Below are 16,456 nucleotides of genomic sequence, written 5' to 3'. Positions count from 1 at the left end.
GTAATTTATGAAAGTTAGGGTAAGTGTAAAGCCAATTTGTGAAAAATGTAAAGTGATAAAGAGAAAAGGTGTTTTAAGAATTATTTGTGATAATCTTAAACATAAACAAAGACAAAAATAAGGGGAAAAAATGGCTAGAATAGCAGGAATAGATTTGCCAAATAACAAACAACTTCAAATAGCTCTTACGTCTATTTATGGCATAGGAAGAGCTAGGGCTTTAGAAATTTGCAAAAAAACAGATATTTTACCAGAAAAAAGAGCTAAAGATTTGGATAATGATGAAGTTAATAAGCTTAGGAAAATAATTGAGAGTGATTATGTTGTTGAGGGAAAGCTTAGAAGTGAGTTAGCTATGTCTATTAAGAGGCTTATGGACATTGCATGTTATAGAGGACTTAGACATAGAAAAGGTTTACCCTTAAGAGGGCAGCGAACTAAAACTAATGCAAGAACCAGAAAGGGAAAGAGGAAAACTGTAGCTAATAAGAAGATGGCTGCTAAATAAAGTTATTTTGCTTATGGAGGAGAGATAAGTTTGAGTGCAAAAGTATCAACTAATAAAAAAAAGGTAAAAAAAAATATTGGTGAAGGCAATGTTTATATACAAGCTACTTTTAATAATACCATCGTAACTGTATCAGATATAAGAGGAAATACTTTAGCTTGGGCAAGTGCAGGTGGAATGGGATTTAAGGGTGCTAAAAAATCGACTCCTTATGCTGCTCAGATGACTGCAGAAGCGGCTTTAGGTAAAGTTAAGGATTTTGGTATTAATTATGTTCATGTTTTTGTTAAAGGTCCAGGAATTGGTAGAGAGTCTGCCATACGAACTGTTGGATCAACAGGTATAATTGTTAAATCAATCTCAGATGTTACTCCAATACCGCATAATGGGTGTAGACCTAAGAAAACTAGACGAGTTTAGTTAGAGGAGCTATTGATGTCTTTAGGAAAGCTTTTGAAAGATTTTACTATACCTGATAGGATTGAGTTTTTAAGAGGAGAGGATGATAGTTCTTATGGAAAATTTATAATGTATCCTTTTGAGAAAGGTTTTGGTGTTACTATTGGGAATACTTTAAGGCGAGTTTTGCTATCTTCTATTGAAGGATATGCTATTTCTGCTATGAGGATTCAGTCTAATCAAGGTGGGGCTTTAAAAATCGTTTCAAGTGAATTTGATTTAATACCTGGTGTTGTAGAGGATACTCTTGAAGTAATTGCTAATATTAAGAATATTCACTTAAAGTTAGATGAGGGAGTTAATTGTACTACAATAAGTCTTTCTGTTAATGGAAAAGATACTAATGTTTTAAAGGCAGTTCATCTTGAAAGAGAGGGAGTTGAAGTTTTTAATAAAGATTTAGTTATTGCTACACTTTCAAGTGAGGCAAATTTGGATTTTGAATTTCAAATCAATTACGGGAGAGGTTATGTTTCTTCTGAGCAGAATGCTAAATATTTAGAAGAAGTTAATACCATTGCACTTGATTCTATATTCTCCCCAATAGAAAAGGTGACATATTCTGTTGAAGATACTAGAGTTGGACAGAGATCTGATTATGATAAACTTGTTATGGAAATTTGGACAACAGGTGTAATTAGTGCTAAAGACGCAATTAAAAAAGCGGCTTCTATAGTGAGGGACTTTTTGCTTCCATTGGTTAATTTTGAAGATAAGGTTGTACATTCTGTTGAAAATTCTGAACTTAGAGATTCCGATATACTTAGTATAAATATTGAGAAATTAAATTTATCTGTTAGATCTCTTAATTGTTTAACCAAGGAAAATGTTAAAACTTTAGGAGAACTTATTAGCAAAAGTGCAGAGGACCTTTCTAAGGCAAGGAACTTTGGGAAAAAAAGTTTGGAAGAAATAATTGAAAAGCTTAGCGCTTATGGATTATTTTTGGGAATGTCTAAGGCAGAAGCTCTAAAAATATTGAATAAAAACGATAAAATATCTCATTAAAAAGAAGGGAGACCATTGTTATATGAAAACTAAGGTAGGATTTAATAGGTTAGATAGAAAGTCAAGTCATAGAAAGGCGCTTTTAAGAAATATGGTAATTTCTCTTTTTAGGCATGAAAAAATAACTTCTACTAAAGCAAAATTGAGTGAAGTTAAGAGATTTGCTGAAAAATTAATTACTAGGGCTAAAATTGATAGTGTGCATAACAGAAGAGAAGTATCAAAGTTTATACATGATAAATATATTTTGAATAAATTATTTACTAGAATTTCTCCTATCTTTAAAGAAAGAAAGGGTGGGTATACTAGGGTTATTAAGCTAGGACAAAGGTATGGAGATGCAGCTGAGATGGCAATTCTTGAACTAGTTGATAAAACCTTAGAAGAAAAGCAGTAGTCTTACATATTAAATATATCCTTTTAAAGAATTTATATTTAATTGGTTTGGTAGAATAGGGGGTAAATTGTATGTCATATATTACTTTTTCTTCTATTCTTGCTGGTGTTTTAGGTATTGTATTAGGTTTTTTAATAAGAATTATTTTAGGTAAATTTTCTTTATTAAATTTAGATAAAAAGCTAAAGAAAGTACAAGAAGAGGCAATCGTAGAGATAGAAAATGAAAAAAAACGAGTTATTTCACATGCAAAAGCTCAAATGCTTAAAGAGAAGAACCAGCAGGATAGGGAAATAAGAGAGCGAAAAAATGAGGTTTTTAATTTAGAGAGAAGATTATTACAAAGAGAAGAGACTTTAGATAAAAGAATATCAACTCTTGATAAGCAGCAAAGTAGGATTGATTTTAAGCTTAAGGAATTTGAGCAAAAAGAAAAAATAATACGAGATAAGGAATTATCTCTTGTTAAAAAGTTAGAAAATATTGCTGGTCTTACAAAAGAAGAAGCAAAAAAGATTGTAATTGAAAAAGTTGAAAATGAATCCAAGAGAGATGCTCAAATTATTATTAATAAAAGTGAACAAGAGGCTCAACTTCTAGCAGATAAGGTAGCTAAAGATATATTGGTCTCTACTATGCAACGTATAGTAACAGAAGTCAGCTCTGAGTTTACAGTTACTTCTGTTGAACTGCCTAATGATGAGATGAAAGGTAGAATCATTGGTAAAGAAGGACGTAATATCAGGGTTCTTGAGACATTAATAGGTGCAGATATTATTATTGATGACACTCCTGAGGCTGTTGTTATATCATGTTTTGATCCAGTAAGAAAGGAGATAGCAAAAAGGACCCTTGAAAGACTTGTTGCAGATGGGCGAATTCATCCTGCAAGAATTGAAGAAATTGTTTATAGCGTTACTAATGAGATTAATAATATTATTCTTGAGGAAGGCGAAAAGGCAGTATTTGATTTAAATATACATGGATTTGACAAAAGGCTTATTAGAGGTCTTGGAAGGCTTTACTTTAGAAGTAGTTATGGTCAAAACGTTCTAATTCATTCAAAAGAAACAGCAATAATTGGAGAAATTTTAGCTAAAGAGATGAAGTTAGATCCTGTTGTTGTCAAGAGAGCATGTCTTTTGCATGATATTGGAAAGGGTATGGAGAGTATTTCTGAGAATAGTGAGGGGCATGCTATTACGGGTGCTGAGCTTGCTCAAAGTTGTGGAGAGAGCGATATTGTTGTCAATGCTATTGCTGCACATCATAATGAAATAAAGCCTGAAAGTTTTGAGGCTATCGTCGTTCAAATAGCTGATGCTATTTCTGCATCTCGTCCTGGTGCAAGACGTGAAAGTTTGAACAATTATATAAATAGACTTAAGAGACTTGAAGAGATTGCATATGGATTTGATGGTGTTCAAAAGTGTTATGCAATTCAGGCAGGTCGTGAAGTTAGAATCATCGTTGACAATTTATTGATTAATGATGAGAAAGCTACTATTCTTGCAAGAGATATTGCAAAGAAAATAGAAGTTGAGATGAGATATCCTGGTAAAATAAAAGTTACTATTATTCGTGAAACTAGAGTTATTGAGTATGCAAGATAACGATGTGATTAGAGCGTTAATAATTGGAGATGTCATAGGTAATGGGGGCCTTAAAAAGGTCTTTTTTAATCTTAAAAATCTTAAAGAGAAATATAATATAGATTTGACAATTGTCAACGGGGAAAATTCCTCAAGTGGTTTTGGAATTACTCCAGAGATAGCAGAAAATCTTTTTAAGGCAGGTGTTAATGTTATTACTTCAGGTAATCATGTTTATGCAGATAATAGTATAAGGGAGTATTTGGATAAACAGGAGTATATTTTAAGACCAAATAATTTTTCAGATCTTCTTGAGGGACATGGGTATTGTATTTTAAATGTTAGAAATGAAAAAGTTGCTGTTATAAATGTTCAGGGATTTTTAGGAATGACTTTCATTGTTAAAAATCCTTTTGAAAATATAAAAAAAGTTGTGAACATGATTAAAAATAAAGTTAAAACTATTTTTGTTGATTTTCATGCTGAGAGTAATTATGAGAAAGAGAGTTTTGGATATTTTTTGAATGGATTGGTAACTGGAGTTGTTGGTACTCATACACATATAATGACGCAAGATGAGAGAATCCTAGATAAGGGGACGGCTTATATTAGTGATCTTGGTATGACAGGTAGTTTGAATTCTGTAATAGGGTTTAATCCTGATATTTCTCTTAAAGGATTACTTGAATATGTGGCTTTACGAACAGAGACTGTTGAAGAGGATGTGATTATACAGGGAGTTGTTATTACTTCTCATTTAAAAACAGGACGTGCTTTGAAAATTGAAAGAATACAAAAATAGTTTATTAAATGTGCTTTGCAAGAATTATCCAGGTCTGACAAGAGAAGAACTTAGAATTTTAATTTTGACTGGCAGGGTATATGTCAATTCTCACAAAGAAAGAAATCCTAAAGTTTTGCTGTTAAAGAATAGTAAAATAAACTTAATAGAAACTGAGTCTATGCAATTTGTTTCAAGAGGAGGTCATAAACTTTTTGAATCTTTAAAAACATTTAAAATTACAGTTAAGGATAAAATTTGTATAGATGTTGGTGCTTCAACAGGTGGTTTTACAGATTGTCTTTTGCAAGAAGGTGCAAAGTTAGTCTATACAGTTGATGTTGGATTTAATCAGCTATCTTATAAGTTAAGGGTTGACCCAAGGGTTAAAGTTTGTGAAAAGACTAATATTTTTGATATTAAACAATTTGACATACAGCCTAATTTAGCCGTTATTGATGTTTCTTTTAGATCTGTAATTAGTATATGTGCAAATTTAATTGATAAGCTTTCTGATAAGCTTATCGTTGTTCTTGTTAAACCTCAATTTGAGCTTAAAGGATTAAATTTAGATATAAAAGATTTTAATGGTATAGTTGAAAAGAGATATCTAAATGAAATATTAAATAAGATAATTAAAAAGTTTTATGATAATAATCTACAAATTAAAAGTATATTAAAACTTGCAACCAAAGGACGAAAAGGCAATCAAGAATTTATGTTTTTGGTTGTTAAAGATAATTCAATAAATCTTATGCAATCTCTTGCCCTTCTTGATGATATTAATTTTTAATATTTTGCGAATTTTTTGTTATCTAGTATTTCTGAAAAGTCTAAATTTAAATCTTCAAGTATTATTGGATTGTTTTCAATTTTTAAAGTTATTCCGTTGATGCCCTGAATTTCAAGACATGTTAAAATAATTTGCTTGACTTGATTAATTGTTCCTTCTACTCCAAAACTATTTTCATAAAACTCTTTAGATAAATTTATGTGAGCAATTCCATCATTTATACTTAAGTTTAATACTTTGGTATTGATAGGAATTAAACTTAGGAAATTATTTTTAAGTTCATATTCATTAGGACCGTTAATTAGTGCCTTTAATGTTTCTTTGAGAATATTTTTATCATAGTGAATAGTTCGCTTAATCCATTGTTTTAAAAAATGTCCCTCAGTGGTGACTTTTATGAAATATAGCTTAACTTCTTTTTTGTTTTTTAAATATTTTTGTTCTTGATATTTAAATTTTTCTTCGATTTTTTGTATTTCAGGGGGCTTTATTAGAAATTTTTCATTGTTAAGTATTTTAATAGTTTCACTTTTTGTATTTTCTAGTTTTGCTTCTATCTTATTAGGTTTTGATTGACTAAATTCAAAATTGTCATTATTTTCAATTTGATCATTGAATATATTTTTAATGAATGAATTTTTAATTATTAGTAATAAGCACAGCCCTGTTAAGAATATTGCAAGTAATACTAAAAATATATCTGTTTGATTAAAGCTATTTGTTTTTCGTTTACTATTTCTTTTTTTCTTTATCAATTGGGCGTCCGTTTATAATTGGCATAAAGCTGTAATATTTGATATTATAATAGAAAAACCTACGTAAGGAAAGAGGCAGTTTAGCTTTGATTGGTTCTAAAGTTCAAGATTATAAAAGTGTTCTTATTGTTGGCAGACCAAATGTTGGAAAGTCTACTTTATTTAATAAGCTTTTAAACTCAAATAGAAGTATTACTGATGAAATTTATGGAGTTACTAGGGATTTGATAAAAGAAATTTGTACAGTAGATTCTTATAAATTTTATTTGATTGATGCTGGTGGATTTACCCTTTTAAGGGATGAACTTAGTAGGGTTGTGGTTAATAAAGTTATAAGCTTGCTTGATAGTATTGATTTGATCCTGTTTGTTTTAGATGTAAATGAAATCTTATTAGAAGATTATGAGCTTATTGAGAGGTTAAGAAAATATAGTGATAAGATAGTCTTGGTATTAAATAAAATAGATAGTCATCATAAGGAAGCCTTAACTTATGAATTTCAAAAGTTAGGATTTCAAAAGAGTTTTTTAGTTAGTGCGACTCATGGAAAAGGGGTAAATAGCTTAAGAATTTTTTTGAAAAATTCAGTAGGCAAATTGGCAAGTGATGATAATGTTGATGTTAAGATTGGCATTATAGGGAAGCCAAATTCAGGCAAGTCTACTCTTATTAATTTTTTAGCAGGACGTGAAGTTTCAATTGTGTCTCGGGTTGCTGGGACTACAAGGGATTTTGTTAAAGCAAGATTTCAAAGGAATGGTAAAACATTTGAGCTTATTGATACGGCTGGAATAAGGCGAAGAGCAAGGGTAAATGAACTTATTGAACATTATTCTGTAAGTAGAGCTTTAAGAGTAATTGATATGGTAGATATTGTCTTTTTATTAGTTGATATTAAAGAAGACTTGACGGCTCAAGATAAAAAAATTGCTCATTATGTAACTAAACGAGGTAAAGGGATTATTATTGTGTTTACCAAGTGGGATCTTGTAAAGTCAAAAAACGGTTATTTTGAGGCTTTAAAGAATCGCGTTAAGTTTTTTTTCCCAATTTTAAATTTTTCTCCCATATTAAGAATATCTGCTCATAAAAAAGAGGGAATAGATAATCTTTTTAAAGAGGCAATTAAATTAAAAAAACAACTTGAACTTAAAATAAGTACTTCTGATTTGAATAAGATGTTAAGTTTATGGATTAAGGATTATCATTTGAATGCTTCACATAAAGTGAAATATATAACTCAAATTAGTGTTAATCCTGTTAAGTTTATTTTATTTGCGAATAAAATAACTAATTTTCCAAATTCTTATTATAATTATTTAGTAAATAATATTCGTAAAATTGGTTATTATAATATTCCAATTTTAATAGAATTGAGAGAAAAAACAAGAGACTTAAAGTGAGATATATATTTTTATTTTTGATAGTTGCTAATCTAAATCTCTTTGCATTTGAGAATTTTTTTTATGATTTTAGTGTTAGAGCAAATTATGCAAAATATTTTAATTCGAGGAATACTGCTTTTAAGATAAAACCCCAAAAATATTATATTTCAGATGATTATTATGTTGAAGTATCAAATTCAATATTGGGAGATTATGCTTACTATTCTTTTTTTAATCGAAAAAATGGTGCGTCTTATATTTTTTCAGGCTCTTATGTAATTAAAGTTGGAAGATATGGTATTGAACAGATAAAGATATTTTTTCTAAATAGAGCAGATTCTTTTATTAGAATAAAGGCAGGTGATGTTCATTCAAGTGCTGATTTTTATTTAATTAATACTTTCATTTATAAAGATATTAAATTGCCTTTTAAAATTAATGATATTGCTACTGGTTCTTTTTTAGAAATAGCTAAATATATTAGTAATTTTATTGATTTTGAACTTTTTAGACCTAGATCTCTTGAAGCTTATGATAATATTTCTAATATTGTTGAAAGTTTGAGAGCCTTTTTAAAGGTTTCTCCTTTAATATTTGAAGTACATGATGGAGCAATGAATGAACTGGGTGAAATGGTGTATATTAGAACGGGTGAACCTCAAAGAAAACCTATAGGATTTAATTGCTCTGGATTTGGTAAATGGGTAGCAGATTCAATTTATAAGGCAATGACAGGAAAGCTTTTAAAAATAAAGGATCTTAAAGTTAAGCATATTGGAATTAGAGGTAATAGTTTTACGAAGTATTATGAATTTAGTAGGGATCCATTTTTTGGACTTGATTGGACTCGTAATATTGCCTATAAACTTAAAAATGTTGATGCTAGTCTAGATTTATCTAGGGTTAAGGAATTAGATGTAAATAATATTAGTTTTCTTAAGTATATTGAAAACCGTGGATATAAGATTGATAATTTAGAGTTTATTTTGTATTATTTAGCTGTTAAGGAGCCTGGTCATATGTATTTTGGCTCTTTAAATACAACAATTAATGGATTTCCAGGAAAGGTTTTTCATAAACATGTTGTTGTGTTATTTCCATTTATTGATAGAGAATCTATTTTTAGAGTATCTTTAATGGAAATTAATGATGAAACTTCAATTAAATCACTTAGAGGTAGATATCCAAATTCATATATTCATTTAGTTAGGGCCAAAGTTCCAAAGAATATATCTATAGTGCCAATACCTAAAAGGATAAATCATTAGATATTATGATAAAAGCTGTAGTGTTTGATCTTGATGGAACTCTTTATCCTGAAATTAATATTAATTTGATAATGTTTCCTGAATTTTTAAAAAATATTAAATTTTTTTTAGCTTTTAAAAAGGTAAGAAAGGAAATTAGAGGTTTACAAAAAGGAAAAAGTATTCCTTCTAGTAGAGATGAGTTGATGTCTATTCAGATTAAAATGCTTGCTAATCATCTGGGTTTTGATGAAAATAGGTGTGCGTTTTTATTAAATAAAATATATTATGGTAAATCTTTTAGGAATAAATTTAGAAATCTCAAACCGTATTTTGGTGTTCATGATTTGATTTATTCTCTTAAAGTGAGAGGAATAAAATTAGGAGTGATGTCAGATTTTCCTATTGCAACTCGTGTGAGTAATTTGTTAGGCATTGAAGATAGTTTTTGGGATGTTCTTTATTCATCAGAAGAGACCGGTTACTTAAAGCCAAACAAAATGGCTTTTTTAAGGATTATGGATGAATTAGGTATAGATAGTAATCATATTTTATATGTTGGTAATTCTTATGAATATGATATTTTAGGTGCTAGTGGTGCGTGTATGAGAACGGCTTATCTTTCTAAAAAAAAGTTGCTTAAAGATATGAAATGTGATTTTATCTTTAGTAATTATAAAGACTTGCAAAGATATATACTTTTAAATATATAGAGTGTGGGTAAAAATATTTTATGATAGATTTTGTAACCGTTTTGGTTAATCTTTTATTGGTTTTCGTGATTTTATTTATTTATAGGCAGTATGATAAACGTTCAAGAGCTTTAGATAAGATTAAAAAATTTATTGATATTACTAAGGATAACCTTGAAGATTTTATTGATGAGAAGACAAAAGAGATCAATAATCTTGCTGTTGATATGGAAGCGTATCAACGTTCTAGTATAGAGATCATAAAAAAAATAGATGAGGTTCAGCGAAAGATTAAAGATAAAAGTAATGATTTTGCAGAAGTTGAAAAAAAGATTTCTTATCATGATTCTATGCTTAAAGAGCTAGATGAGATGGCCCTTAAAGTGCAAGATAATATACAACGACTTCAAGTGGATGGAAAAATAGTAGATAAACTTTCAAAAACTTTAAAAAATTTTAATGTTCAAATTGATTCTATTGATTCTAGATTGAGTACAGTTTTTGAAAAATTCGATAAGACAAATAAGGAAAATCTTGAGACTATTAAGATTGAGAGTTGGGATAAGTTTGATAACACTATTAAAGATTTTAGTGTGAGAATGGATAATCTAGATAGAAAGCTTATATCTTATCAAGAATCATTGGTAATGGTTGAAGAGAAAAAAAGAGAAATTTTAGATAAAGGTAATGAAAAGCTTGAGAATGAATTTAAAGAGTTTGTGTTTAAAATTGAATCTAGCATAGATAATTATAATAAATCAATGGAAGATTCTTTTGGTATATATGAAACTAAATATAAATCAATAGAAAATTCTCTTGATCTTATTGTAGAGCAAGTTAGGACTAGAATTAATGATAAGGAAGATTTTATTTTAACTAGATTGAATGAGGAGCTACAGATAAAATTTGATGAAATCTTTATGTACGTTGATGAGCGTTCTCATCAGATGAGAGATAAACTCGAAGGCAAATTAGTATTAATAGACAATGAAATTTCTTCTTTAAGTTCTGTTTTTAAAGATAATGCCTATTCTAGGCTAAATTCTCTTGAAGAGACTATAAGACAAGAGATGAGACAGTATGAAGAGCAATTAGCAGATATTTTGGAACAATTTAGGGTTCAAATCGAATCTGGTGTTGGTAATATTTATAAAGAGTATGATAGTAAGATAAATCAATTTGATAAAGACATAAGAGATAGGATAGAGAGTAGTTTAAAGGATGCTAATTCTAGGATAGAAAGTGTTCAGGGTGGAGTTAGGACTTTGCTTGATGATCTTGAAGAGGATTCTAATAGGATATATGTTGAATTTAAGGAAAGAGTTAAAGGGGATATTGATAGTTTTAGTGAAAATGTATTTTCAAGAATGAATGATGTTGGAAGTGAATTGGAATTGAAATTTTCAAATATTAGTACAGATATTCAAGATAGAATTTTCAAGTTGGACAGTAGCTTGTCTTTAGAGCTTAAAGAAATGAATGAAAAATTTGTTAATGATTGTTCGCGTTTAGATGGTAGCATTAACTTAAAGTATGAAACTCTCTTGGAAGCTTTGAATTTAAAAAGTGGTGAATTAGAAACCCAACTGAAGGATAAGTATAAAAATATTGCAGATAAATTTGAACGTGACATTGATGAGCTTACCATTAAATGTGATGAGAAATTTAGTAAAATTTCTGAAAAATCAGATTATGATTATCAAAGTTTTGAAATTACTAGTACAAAGCTAAAAGAAAGTATAAGTTCTTTAAATGATTTGTTAGTGCAAGACTTTGAGACTTTAAGAGGGGATTTCGAATCCAAGTTGAATAAAATGAGTTCTGATATTAATGATGAAGTGTTTAATTTAAAAAGTCATTATGAAGAGGATATAGGTAAATTTATTAAGCAGATGGAAACTGACAAATTGCAATATGAACATTGGCAAAGGGAAGTAGGTTTGAATTTAGAGGATACTAAGTTTCATTTAAATAAAACTAATGAAGAATTTTTAAATTTGATTGAAACCCAAAGGAGTAAGGGAAAGGAACTTAGTGAAAATATTTTCAATGAACTCTCGGAACATGTTCAAAAAAAAGCAATGGATATGCATACTAATTGGAAAGATGAGCTTATTATTTTAAATAAATCTTTACTTGATATTAAGATTTCAAGCGAAGAGTTACTTTTATCAGCTTCTTCAAAGATCGAGTCTTTTGAAAAAGATGTTAATGAGAGACTTGAATATGTTACATCAAAGACTGAGGACTTTGAAAGTTCAGTATTAGATAAGTATAAAGAATTAAGAAATATGTCATATAGTAACAGTGAAGAGACTTTGTCAAGGATTAAGGAATTTATTGATAATCAAGCCGAAATAATTCATGACAAAATTATTATGATGCTTAATGGACTTAATGAGAACTTTTCTAATAAAGAAGAGCTAATTAAAGGCAATATAGAAGAACTTGATTATAGACTTAAAGATTTCAAAGTTGAATGTGAAGATGCTTTAAATAATCTTAGATCGTATCTTGATGAGTTTATTGAAACTAGGATGCAAAAAGTTTCTGAAATTAAGATAGATAATCAGAAACAGATAGATAATTTTTTAAATAAAATATCGGAAGAGATCTTAAGTAGAAAAGATATGCTTAATAGTGAGATAGATAATAAGCTTAATGATTGGCAAGGTAAGTTAAGTGAAATATCAGTTAATATTGAAAATGTATTATCTTCAGGAAAGATTGATATAAACTTAATTGATTCTGAGATGACTTTAAAGATTGATGAGCTTAAGAGTACTTTTGAAGGGCTTGAGAGTTATTATCTTGAAAAAATAGATGAATTTAGAAATCAAGGAAATGTATATGCAGATGAGCTTTTGAAAAATATTATGAGCCATTTTGATACGGATTCTAAGGATCTTGAGGAAAATTTATCTAAGAAATTTGCTACAGTTTTAGAAAGGTCAGAAGAGTTTGTTAAGGAAGTTGATAGTTTGCTTAAGGATAAAAGGACAGATATTGCTTCATTTCAGGCAAGTATTGATATTACCATTGATTCTCTTAATTCAAGATTTAATGATGTAAATAGAGAAATTAATGAAAAATATAGTAAGGTAGTATCTGATTCTAGAGAATATTCAGAAACCCTTGCAAATAAATTAGAGAATGAGATAGGATATGAGATTGAAAATGTAAATAGAAGGTTAACAGACAAAATAGAGATTCTTAGCAAAAATATGGATGAAAATTTAGAAAATTTTAAGTCATCTTTTGATATATCAAAGTATCAGGTTGAAAATTTTGAAATTAAAATTAAGGATATAATAGAAAAAGAAGAACTAAGACTTGGAGAATTACTTAGAGAAATTGAGCGACAGTATAGAGTTAGACGGGAAGAGGCAATTGATTACAAAAAAGCCATAGATAGTGATATTATTCATTTAAGAGAACAGTTTATAGGGGTAATTAATGAACTTAAGAATAATATTGAGGATAAATCTGAGTTTTTAAATGATCTTTATAAAGAAAGATTCAGGATTATTGAAAATAATTTTGAAGAGAGATATTCAACGTTTTTTATTGAGAGCGAAGGGGCTATTTCAAAGATTAGAGATGAAATATATAAGATACTTACAGATAATGATGAACATTTGAAAGCAAAAATTTCTGAGATGGATCGTAATTTTGAGCTAATCGATAGAAGGTCAAAAGAAATTCTAGAGCTTGAAGAAGATTTAAGAAAGAGAATACAAGAAGATAGTAATAACATACATCATCAATTTGATGTCATTAAGTCTAATCTTGAGAAGGAAATAAAAGATCACTTTGATATGTATATGATGAAAGCCGCTGCTGCAATTAATGAAGAGATTGAAAAATATGAGCATGGGATTAATGAAAAGATATCCGCTCTTAAGTCAATTGAAAATAATTTTGAGATGATAGAGAAGAATTTAAAGGACAAAATTACCGAATGTCATAATGAATTAGACAAGACTCTTGATATGAGATATGCTGAGATTGAAAGTAAATATGATGAGAGGCATTTGCTTGTAGAAGAGAAGATAAATGACAAAACTAATTCAGTTGAAAAGTTGATTGCAAATAAGTATGCTGAGCTTGAAGGTAAGTATGATGAGAAGCATCTGCTTGTAGAGAAGAAGATAAATGACAAGACTAATTCAGTTGAAGAGCTGATTGCAAATAAATATGCTGAGCTTGAAGGTAAGTATGATGAGAAGCATCTGCTTGTAGAGAAGAAGATAAATGACAAGGCTAATTCAGTTGAAGAGCTGATTGCAAATAAATATGCTGAGCTTGAAGGTAAGTATGATGAGAAACATCTGCTTGTAGAGAAGAAGATAAATGACAAAACTAATTCAGTTGAAGATCTGATTGCAAATAAATATGCTGAGCTTGATATCAAATATTCCAATATGCACCTTGACATGGAAAATAGATTAAATGCATGTATTTCTGATTTAGGTATAGAACTTGCTCGTTCAAGTGAAAAGATAGATAAAGAGATTGAAGAACAATTAAAAAATCTTGGTGAACTTAAGTTAAATTTGAGTAATATCGAAGGGGATGTATTAAAACTTAAAGAGGATTCTTATCACAATGTGTCATCCCATCTCAAACTTCTTGAAGAGGATTTTTTTAAAGATTTGAAAGAAAGAAGTGATAATTTAAAAAATTCTTTAGAAAATTTTGTGGCATCCTCAGATCAAAGAATTGAAAATTTAGAGAGATATATAATTAAGAATTTGGAAGATAAAGAAATCCTTATGAAAAATTTTAGAGTTGAAATTGAACAAGAACTTATCTTTAATAAAGAAAGTTTTTGGTCAGAATTTAATAAAGAGTTTGATGTTAAAAAAAGAGATGTAGAGAGTAAGATAGTTGTAATGGAAGCTAATGTTACTAATCGATTAGATGAGTTTATTAAACTTGTAGACAATCGTCAAAATAATGTTGATTCTTGGTTTTTTAAAGTTAAAGATGATATGATAAATTGGCAAGAGAATGCTTACAAAGAGCTTGAAGAAAGAGTGGGTATTACAAAAAGAAGTTTAGATGAAATTAAAAGTGATGTTTCTGCTATTGAGAGTGGCTTGGAAGTTGTTAAAGATGATGTTAATCAAAGAGCAAAAGAAATTTTTGATCGTTTGCAAGCAGATATTAAGGAATTTGAAAGTAGATCTTATCTTAATTTGAAGAATATTTCAGATGAGGTTCAGGATAAAGTTTTAAATATTGAAGATTGCATGGATTTTAAGATTAAATCTATAAATGATAAGATAGACTTACATGTTGAAGAGCTTGTAACACAGGTAGAAATTAAATTTTTAAGTCAGCAAAAAGATATTGAAGATAAAATTATTGAGGCTAACGAGAAGTTAGAATATGAATTTAATTCAATGACTTCTAGGCTTGATGAGGAAAAACAAAATATTGTAAGTAAATTTTTAAATGACGCAGGTGTTTTTGAATCCCAAGTGCAATTGATGCAAGATGATGTTTTAAAGCTTACTGAAAAAGTGAATGCATATAGAATTGATATTGAGAAAACAATTAAAGAAAATTATGATTCTTTTTCCAGTTCTATAAGAGAGGAATATACTGTCTTTGAGAATGAAATTAAGAATGTTTGGAATTATTCAGAAGAAGAGGTACAAGCTTTAAAGGATAACTTGAAGATTCAACTTAATAGTATAGAATCTGAATTTAAGGATAAATATAATCTAATGATTAAAGGTATTGATGATCATGTGTCACAACTTAAGTTGAAAGTATTAAACTATGATGGTGAGCTTAATCATTTTATAGATGAGGTTAAGGATAATTTAATTGTATACAAGGCTGACTTGAGGGAAGAACTTGATAGTCGTTATGCTGTCATGAGTTCTAAGCTTGAAAATTTTAAGAGACTTGAAATTGAGTTAGATAAAAATAATGAGCTGATGAAAGAGGTTTATTATTTCAAGAATAACTTAGAAGAATTACGGGAAACTTTAGCAAGTGAAATAAATCTTATTCAAGTATATAAGGATGACTTTGAAGGTATTACTAGAGAAATTGGAGACATTAAGTCTAAATCATCAGATATTATTGAGGTATTTAATGATTTAAAGGTTCATCAGATGGATATTGAGGGAATTAAAAAAGATCTTACTCAATTCCTTGAATTTTATACTTCTTTTAAGGAGAGGTATAAGAAATTTACAGAATCTTATGATGAAATGCAGATTTATAAAACTAAACTTAAAGAGATAAAAGAAGCACAAAGTAATATTCTTGATAATTATGATAGGATTAGTAATAAAGATAGCGTATTAAAGTCTACATTAGAATCTGTTGATAAAAATTTTGATTTGATAAATGAAATAGAGAGTAGGATGAATATATTATTTAAAGAGAGTTCTGAGTTTCAGCAGAGTCTTGGTGAGTTTAAAGGCATTATATCAGAATTATTGGTAAATAAAGATTTATCACAGGAAGTGCTAAGTAATGTTCAAACGCTCAAAGAAATGCTAGGTGAGATTGAGAGTAAGTTGGAATATACTAAAAATATAAGAGAAAAGGTTGCAAAATCTGAGACTCGGTTAGAGAATTTAAATATTGCTGCGGAAGAGAGGATCAAAACCCTTGGAATTCTTGTAAAGACAGAATCTAAGTACAAAGATAATGTTGGTCTTAATAACGAAACAGTTAGAGATTCTGTCATTAAGCTTATGAGACAAGGTTGGAGTGCCTTGGAAATTTCTAGAGCTACTAAATTATCTATTGGAGAGGTTGAGCTTATCTTAGAACTTGGAATTATTAGTAAAAGTGATGATTAAAGGGATAAT

General features: G+C 28.9%; 13 protein-coding genes. 12 read left to right on the top strand and 1 reads right to left on the bottom strand.

Going from position 1 to position 16,456, the window contains the following annotated elements:
• The first annotated feature begins 7 nt into the window (after nucleotides 1-7).
• From rpmJ to QMG63_RS01890, 8 genes are all read left to right on the top strand, one after another.
• Nucleotides 8-121, top strand: coding sequence for a 50S ribosomal protein L36 (rpmJ, locus tag QMG63_RS01925; protein ID WP_002557090.1), 114 nt, complete (start codon nucleotides 8-10; stop codon nucleotides 119-121).
• Nucleotides 122-130: 9 nt separating this feature from the next.
• Nucleotides 131-508: a 30S ribosomal protein S13 gene (rpsM, locus tag QMG63_RS01920; protein WP_281861205.1), complete on the top strand. Its 378-nt coding sequence runs from the start codon at nucleotides 131-133 to the stop codon at nucleotides 506-508.
• Between the two features lie 30 nt (nucleotides 509-538).
• On the top strand, nucleotides 539-928 hold the full coding sequence (gene rpsK, locus QMG63_RS01915) for a 30S ribosomal protein S11 (RefSeq protein ID WP_247065649.1): 390 nt from the start codon (nucleotides 539-541) through the stop codon (nucleotides 926-928).
• A gap of 15 nt (nucleotides 929-943) precedes the next feature.
• The gene (locus QMG63_RS01910) at nucleotides 944-1,975 is read left to right on the top strand and encodes a DNA-directed RNA polymerase subunit alpha (RefSeq protein WP_281861202.1); all 1,032 of its coding nucleotides are present in this window, start codon (nucleotides 944-946) and stop codon (nucleotides 1,973-1,975) included.
• Nucleotides 1,976-1,997: 22 nt separating this feature from the next.
• Nucleotides 1,998-2,372 (top strand): 50S ribosomal protein L17, encoded by a 375-nt coding sequence (gene rplQ, locus QMG63_RS01905; RefSeq protein ID WP_281861200.1) that lies wholly within the window; start codon nucleotides 1,998-2,000, stop codon nucleotides 2,370-2,372.
• A 71-nt stretch (nucleotides 2,373-2,443) separates the two neighbouring features.
• Nucleotides 2,444-3,985: a ribonuclease Y gene (gene rny, locus QMG63_RS01900; RefSeq protein ID WP_281861198.1), complete on the top strand. Its 1,542-nt coding sequence runs from the start codon at nucleotides 2,444-2,446 to the stop codon at nucleotides 3,983-3,985.
• Nucleotides 3,975-4,766, top strand: coding sequence for a TIGR00282 family metallophosphoesterase (locus QMG63_RS01895; protein ID WP_281861197.1), 792 nt, complete (start codon nucleotides 3,975-3,977; stop codon nucleotides 4,764-4,766). Before rny ends, QMG63_RS01895 begins: the two co-directional genes overlap by 11 nt.
• The gene (locus QMG63_RS01890; protein WP_281861195.1) at nucleotides 4,747-5,538 is read left to right on the top strand and encodes a TlyA family RNA methyltransferase; all 792 of its coding nucleotides are present in this window, start codon (nucleotides 4,747-4,749) and stop codon (nucleotides 5,536-5,538) included. Before QMG63_RS01895 ends, QMG63_RS01890 begins: the two co-directional genes overlap by 20 nt.
• Here QMG63_RS01890 and QMG63_RS01885 read toward each other — a convergent pair.
• Nucleotides 5,535-6,293, bottom strand: a complete 759-nt coding sequence (locus QMG63_RS01885) for a GerMN domain-containing protein (protein WP_281861193.1) — start codon at nucleotides 6,291-6,293, stop codon at nucleotides 5,535-5,537. The two genes, QMG63_RS01890 and QMG63_RS01885, sit on opposite strands and share 4 nt — an antisense overlap.
• Before the next feature lie 86 nt (nucleotides 6,294-6,379).
• Here QMG63_RS01885 and der point away from each other — a divergent pair, with 86 nt between their 5' ends.
• Genes der through QMG63_RS01865 form a run of 4 tightly spaced genes read left to right on the top strand, consistent with a single transcriptional unit; the run spans nucleotide 6,380 to nucleotide 16,447 of the window.
• Nucleotides 6,380-7,696, top strand: a complete 1,317-nt coding sequence (der, locus tag QMG63_RS01880; protein ID WP_281861192.1) for a ribosome biogenesis GTPase Der — start codon at nucleotides 6,380-6,382, stop codon at nucleotides 7,694-7,696.
• Nucleotides 7,693-8,946, top strand: coding sequence for a hypothetical protein (locus QMG63_RS01875; protein ID WP_281861190.1), 1,254 nt, complete (start codon nucleotides 7,693-7,695; stop codon nucleotides 8,944-8,946). Before der ends, QMG63_RS01875 begins: the two co-directional genes overlap by 4 nt.
• Before the next feature lie 5 nt (nucleotides 8,947-8,951).
• Nucleotides 8,952-9,638: an HAD family hydrolase gene (locus QMG63_RS01870; RefSeq protein ID WP_281861189.1), complete on the top strand. Its 687-nt coding sequence runs from the start codon at nucleotides 8,952-8,954 to the stop codon at nucleotides 9,636-9,638.
• A gap of 20 nt (nucleotides 9,639-9,658) precedes the next feature.
• Nucleotides 9,659-16,447 (top strand): SpiroCoCo family coiled-coil protein, encoded by a 6,789-nt coding sequence (locus QMG63_RS01865; RefSeq protein WP_281861188.1) that lies wholly within the window; start codon nucleotides 9,659-9,661, stop codon nucleotides 16,445-16,447.
• The last annotated feature ends 9 nt before the right edge of the window (nucleotides 16,448-16,456 follow it).

The organism is Candidatus Borrelia fainii (genome assembly GCF_027925085.1).
Taxonomy (GTDB): Bacteria; Spirochaetota; Spirochaetia; order Borreliales; family Borreliaceae; genus Borrelia; species Borrelia turicatae.
This window is presented reverse-complemented; position numbering and strand designations above follow the sequence as displayed.

What these genes read in the sequence shown, in the direction of transcription:
- rpmJ (WP_002557090.1), top strand. Translation starts at nt 8, where the DNA reads ATGAAAGTTAGGGTAAGTGTAAAGCCAATTTGTGAAAAATGTAAAGTG.
- rpsM (WP_281861205.1), top strand. Translation starts at nt 131, where the DNA reads ATGGCTAGAATAGCAGGAATAGATTTGCCAAATAACAAACAACTTCAA.
- QMG63_RS01910 (WP_281861202.1), top strand. Translation starts at nt 944, where the DNA reads ATGTCTTTAGGAAAGCTTTTGAAAGATTTTACTATACCTGATAGGATT.
- rplQ (WP_281861200.1), top strand. Translation starts at nt 1,998, where the DNA reads ATGAAAACTAAGGTAGGATTTAATAGGTTAGATAGAAAGTCAAGTCAT.
- rny (WP_281861198.1), top strand. Translation starts at nt 2,444, where the DNA reads ATGTCATATATTACTTTTTCTTCTATTCTTGCTGGTGTTTTAGGTATT.
- QMG63_RS01895 (WP_281861197.1), top strand. Translation starts at nt 3,975, where the DNA reads ATGCAAGATAACGATGTGATTAGAGCGTTAATAATTGGAGATGTCATA.
- QMG63_RS01870 (WP_281861189.1), top strand. Translation starts at nt 8,952, where the DNA reads ATGATAAAAGCTGTAGTGTTTGATCTTGATGGAACTCTTTATCCTGAA.
- QMG63_RS01865 (WP_281861188.1), top strand. Translation starts at nt 9,659, where the DNA reads ATGATAGATTTTGTAACCGTTTTGGTTAATCTTTTATTGGTTTTCGTG.